4 protein-coding genes and 2 pseudogenes are annotated in these 5,357 nt (G+C 66.5%); 4 read left to right on the top strand and 2 right to left on the bottom strand.

The window, feature by feature from the left end; all coding sequences use genetic code 11:
• Window positions 1-208 (bottom strand): annotated as a pseudogene (locus FV220_RS23900) (oxalate/formate MFS antiporter); the annotation flags it as partial.
• Between the two features lie 328 nt (window positions 209-536).
• On the opposite strand from FV220_RS23900, the gene FV220_RS23895 reads away from it, so the two are divergent.
• From FV220_RS23895 to FV220_RS23885, 3 genes are all read left to right on the top strand, one after another.
• Window positions 537-749 carry a CsbD family protein gene (locus tag FV220_RS23895; protein ID WP_018045822.1) on the top strand — a complete coding sequence of 71 codons (213 nt, stop codon included), beginning with the start codon at window positions 537-539 and terminating at the stop codon, window positions 747-749.
• Window positions 750-964: 215 nt separating this feature from the next.
• Complete coding sequence (locus tag FV220_RS23890; RefSeq protein ID WP_147833465.1) at window positions 965-1,405, top strand: CsbD family protein; 441 nt, start codon at window positions 965-967, stop codon at window positions 1,403-1,405.
• Window positions 1,406-1,491: 86 nt separating this feature from the next.
• A complete protein-coding gene (locus FV220_RS23885; RefSeq protein ID WP_147833464.1) occupies window positions 1,492-2,268 on the top strand; it encodes a creatininase family protein in 777 nt (258 codons plus the stop codon).
• Between the two features lie 16 nt (window positions 2,269-2,284).
• Here the strand turns inward: FV220_RS23885 and FV220_RS23880 are convergent, their stop codons facing one another.
• Window positions 2,285-2,806 carry a YcgN family cysteine cluster protein gene (locus FV220_RS23880; RefSeq protein ID WP_056143119.1) on the bottom strand — a complete coding sequence of 174 codons (522 nt, stop codon included), beginning with the start codon at window positions 2,804-2,806 and terminating at the stop codon, window positions 2,285-2,287.
• 312 nt (window positions 2,807-3,118) lie between these two features.
• Between FV220_RS23880 and FV220_RS23875 the strand changes: the two are divergent.
• Window positions 3,119-5,248, top strand: a pseudogene (locus FV220_RS23875) (PBP1A family penicillin-binding protein); the annotation flags it as partial.
• Window positions 5,249-5,357 lie beyond the last annotated feature (109 nt).

Below are 5,357 nucleotides of genomic sequence, written 5' to 3'. Positions count from 1 at the left end.
CCCACTGGATCGCCGCCCGGTCGAAGCCGAACTTCTTCTGGATGTCGGGGACGAAGAACGTCCAGCCGTATTGCAGGTTGGCGATCATCACCATGCAGATCACGCCGATCACCAGCTGACCCCAGCGCCCGAAGGGCGGTGCGGACGCCGTGCCCAGGGTCGGTTGGGCGGTCCCGCCCGAACGTGGGGTGGCGGCGCGAACGGTCATGACCGTCTTCCTCGGTGTCTCGTCTGTTGTTTGCGGAGTTCTAGCCGGGAATATTTTGAATTCAAGAAACTTTGCTGGCAATGGCGCCGCAAGCCGAAACAAAAAATTTGGATCACGCGTATAAAAAATTCAAACTCTTGCTGCCGAGGCCTTTAACTTCACACCAGTGCTGCGATGCGGAGTTCCTCACCCGGATCGGTCGGGAATCGTACAATTCCACGGCCTCGGATCGGAACATTTCAGCAATTGTTATCGTTCGGCTTTCGACTTCGCGGTGCCCGGCGCATGCCGTGTCCCGGCCTCCCACGCGATCATGAGGATCATTTCGATGAGCAGCACCACCGACAAGATCAAGGGTCTCGCCAACGAAGCCGTCGGCAACATCAAGCAGGGCGTCGGCTCGGTCACGGGCAACGAGAAACTGCAGGCCGAAGGCAAGGCGCAGGAGCTCAAGGGCGAGGCCCAGAAGACCGTGGGTGATGCCAAGGACGGGATCAAGGGCGCGGCTCAGAGCGCCGCCGACGCCGTCAAGAAGATCTGACCATCCGGTCGGAGCCGTCGCGGGGGCGATGCAGGTCCTCTCCAGCGTCTCCCGATGTCCGGGCGTGCCCCGACGGGAGGCTGACGGCTCCTTCCTTGAAGCTCGACGACGAACAATCGCTTCGAGCATCGTCGCGGATGCGTATCCGGGACGGTGCTCCGACAGGGCGGATCGGGCTCCCCGCCCATCTTCCCCTCGCGAATGGAGATGTGTCCATGAACAGAGATCATTTCGACGGCGGCGTCCGCAATCTGCAGGGCCGGGGCAAGACGGCGCTCGGCGCCGTGACGGGCCGTGCGCGCCAGCAGGTCGAGGGCGCCTACGATCAGGCCGCCGGTGCGGCCCAGTATGCCTATGGCGAAGCCCGCGACACGGTGAACGATTTGCGCCGCGACGGCGAGCGCTTCATCGATGAGGCCAGCGCCCGCGCCCACTCCCTGGCCGACGAAGCGCAACAGCGCGGCCATGCCATCGCCGACCGTGGCTATGCCCTGGCCGACGAGGCCCAGCGCCGCGGCCGCCATTACCGGGGCGAAGCCGTGCGCCAGGGTCGGGCCGTCGCCGCCCGTGCCGACGAGAACAAGGCCGTCACGCTCGCCATCGTGGCAGCTGCCGCCTTCGGCCTCGGATGGCTTCTGCGCCCTTCGCGCCGCTGAGCCGACCCTCGGATGGGCCTTCTTGTGAAGGTCCATCCGGCATAGACACATGTCTCGCGGCATGGGGCCGCGAGGGGCACGGTGGCATGGCGGTTCGGAACTGGTTCGATCTCACGAGCGGGGAAATCGCGTCCGTGATCGGCCGCTCTATCGCTATCCTCCCCGTGGCTGCGGTGGAGCAGCACGGGCACCATCTGCCGCTCTCCACCGACGTCACCATCGCCGAGGGCTATCTTGCCCGGCTGGCCGAACTCGACGCGGGCGACCTCGATATCCTCGTCCTGCCGGTCCAGAGCATCGGCAAGTCGGATGAGCACGACGCCTTCCCCGGTACCCTGACCCTCACGGCCGAGACGGCCCTGCGGGCGTGGGGCGAGATCGGCCACAGCCTCCATCGCGCCGGATGCGGCAAGCTCGTCATCGTCACCTCCCATGGTGGCAATAGCGGGCTCATCGATCTCGTGGCGAGCGACCTGCGCAGTCTAGGCATGCTCGCCGTCACCACGGCCTGGAGCCGGTTCGGCTACCCGCCGGGCCTCTTTCCCGACGACGAAATCAGACATGGCATCCATGCCGGCGCCGTCGAGACGGCGCTGATGCTGGCGCTGAAGCCCGATGCGGTGCGCCGTCCGGCCGTCGCCGATTTCGAGCCCCGCACGGTGGCGATGGAGCGAGACTTCACCCATCTGCGCGCCGGCCGCCCGGCGGCCTTCGCCTGGAAGTCGCAGGACCTTCACCCTTCGGGCGCCATCGGCAACGCGACGCTCGGCACGCGCGAGGCCGGCCTCGCGGCCCTCGACCACGGTGCGAGAGCCTTCCTCGAACTTCTGCGCGACGTGGACCGCTTCCGCCTCGATCCGTGAGGCGCCTTCGCGGCGCCTAATCCTCGTCCTCGGTCTCCGGGGTGCGGCCGGGCCAGGTGACGATCTGGTCGAGGAGTTCGTCGGTGGTGAACTCCTCTTCGTTGCCCGAGATCCGGCCGCGCACCGAGATGCCGGCTTCGTGGACGCTGGCCTGGCGGCCTGAGACGAGGGGATGCCACGGATAGAGATCCTGCCCGTCGCGCACGAGGCGATAGGCGCAGGTCGGCGGCAGCCAGGGGATGGTGCGGACCGCCTCCGGCGTCAGGCGGACGCAATCGGGCACCCGTCTCTGGCGGTTGACGTAATCGCGGCAGTTGCAGGCGAGCCCGTCGAGGAGGGTGCAGCCGACATCGGTGTGGTAGACCTCGCCGGTATCGTCATCCTCGAGCTTGAGCAGGCAGCACCGGCCGCAGCCGTCGCACAGGCTCTCCCACTCGGACGACGACATCTCGTCGAGGGTCTTCTCCCGCCAGAACGGCTTCGATGGCTCGGGCGCCACCGCGTCCGGGGCAAGGAGGGGGGATGTGCGGTCCCTCATCGGGAGCACCTTCGGGGTTCGGAACGGGAGGGCGGAGCGCGCAGGCTCCTTGACGCATGTGGGCCTGATCGGCAAGCCGCGCCACCTCCGCGCCCCATTCCCGGATCAAGGTTGACGAAGGGTTATTCTCGCCGACGTCGCGACGTTTTCGCTGTCCGACGCATTATGATGGGAAGCCGGCCGTGCCGCCCCCGCGGAAGGGCGGACGATGTGCTTTGCCGGGCCTCGCGAAGACGCGCGGAGCTTGGTAGTGCTTGACCTGCGGCATCGGTGAGCGGTGCCGGCCGTGCGTTGAGGGACAGAGATCACGTCGTGCGCCTGCCCAAAGCCACCTCGCTCCTGACGCGCCTGAAACGCGCCGCCCTCGGCTTCGACGCCTGGGTGAATGCGAGCCTGTACGACAGCGGCCGCTCCACCGCCGAGATCTACGAGCGTTTCCAGCAGCGCATGCAGGTCTTCTCGGTGCGCGGCTGGAAGCGCGTCGCCCTCGACCTCACCAGCGAGGGGGTGACGCTCGGCACCGGCGGCGCCGTGCTGATGCTGGCCCTCGCGCAGCCCGCCTTCAACCTCACCAGCGAGAATTGGCTGAAGCAGCAGGATCTCGCCGTCACCTTCCTCGACCGCTACGGCGTCGAGGTGGGGCGGCGCGGGATCAAGCACGACGACTCGCTGAAACTCGACGACTTTCCCGACAGCATGATCAAGGCGCTGGTCTCCACCGAGGACCGGCGCTTCTACGAGCATTGGGGTATCGACCCGATCGGCACGGCGCGCGCGCTCGTGTCGAACTCGCGCGGCGGCGGCAACACGCAGGGCGGCTCCTCCATCACCCAGCAGCTCGCCAAGAACCTGTTCCTCACCAACGAACGCTCCCTGGAGCGCAAGATCAACGAGGCGTTCCTGGCGCTGTGGCTCGAGAGCCATCTCAGCAAGAACGAGATTCTCAAGCTCTATCTCGACCGTGCCTATATGGGCGGCGGCACCTTCGGGGCGGTCGCGGCGGCCGATTACTATTTCGGCAAGCCGCTGAAGGACGTGAGCCTCGCCGAAGCCGCGATGCTGGCCGGCCTGTTCAAGGCACCGACGAAATACGCGCCGCATGTGAACCTGCCGGCGGCCCGCGCCCGCGCCGTGGACGTGCTGCACAACATGGTGGAAGCCGGCTTCGTCACCGAAGGCCAGATCCAGACGGCATTGCGCAACCCGGCGACGCCGGTGACCCGCACCCGCGACATCACCGCCGATTACTACCTCGACTGGGCCTTCGGCGAGATCAAGGGCATGGCGGATTCCGGCAAGCTGCGCGGCGACCGCGTGCTGATCGTGAAGACCCCCCTCGATATCGGTATCCAGAAACGTGCCGACCAGGCGGTGGAGAACATCCTGCGCCAGTACGGCGACCAGTACGACGTGGACGAGGCCGCCATGGTCATCCTCGATCCGGACGGGGCGCTGCGCGCCATGGTCGGCGGGGCCGATTACGGCGAGAGCCAGTTCAACCGGGCCACCGATTCCCTGCGCCAGCCGGGCTCCTCGTTCAAACCCTACGTCTATGCGGCGGGCCTCGCCGCCGGCCTCTACCGGCCCGACACCCGGGTGGTGGACCGGCCGATCTGCCTCGGGAACTGGTGCCCGCAGAATTACGGCCGCTCGTTCTCCGGCGCCACCAACCTCACCGTGGCGGTGGCGAAATCCATCAATACGATCCCGATCCAGATCTCGGTCGCGTTGGGCAAGGCCATCGGCATCAAGGGCGACTTCCCCGCCGCCAAGGCCGGGCGCGCCAAGATCATCGACATGGCCCATCGCATGGGCATCACCACCCCGCTCACCGATTCCGTTTCGCTTCCCATAGGCTCGGCGGAGGTGAACGTCATCGATCAGGCGGCAGCCTATGCGGTGTTCGCCAATGGCGGCCGCAAAGCCAAGCCCTATGCGGCCATGGAGGTGAAGAACTCCTCGGGCGAAGTGATCTACCGCCATGCCGACGAGAAGCCCGAGCAGATCCTCTCGCCCCAGGTCGTGGCCGACATGAACTTCATGTTGAACAAGGTGGTGGAGGAGGGGACCGGCCGTCGCGCGCAGCTCGACGGCATCAAGGTCGCGGGTAAATCCGGGACGACCAACGCCTACAAGGACGCCTGGTTCGTGGCCTATACCGGCAATTACGTGGGCGCCGTCTGGTTCGGAAACGACGATTCCACCTCCACGAACAAGATGACCGGCGGTTCGCTTCCCGCCATGGCCTGGCACGACGTGATGGAGACGGCCCACCAGGGCATCGAGTTGAAGGCGATGCCGGGCCTCAAGGAGAACACCCGTCCGATGGCGCAGGCGGGGTCGTCCTCGCCACCCAACGCGGCCGCCAGCGCGGCCGGTAAGCTCTCGCGGCGCTCGTTCGAGGTCATCGGCAGCATGAACGGCCTGTTCCGCACCGTGGAGGTGGGGACGCCCGCCGCCCATATAGGCACGGTCGAGATAGAGCTTGAGAATCTCGTTCTTGCTGAGATGGCTCTCGAGCCACAGCGCCAGGAACGCCTCGTTGATCTTG

Origin of the sequence: Methylobacterium sp. WL19 (assembly GCF_008040005.1) — a bacterium.
Classification (GTDB): Bacteria; Pseudomonadota; Alphaproteobacteria; order Rhizobiales; family Beijerinckiaceae; genus Methylobacterium; species Methylobacterium bullatum.
Note: the sequence above shows the minus strand (reverse complement) of the source record. Positions and strands in the feature narration are given on the sequence as shown.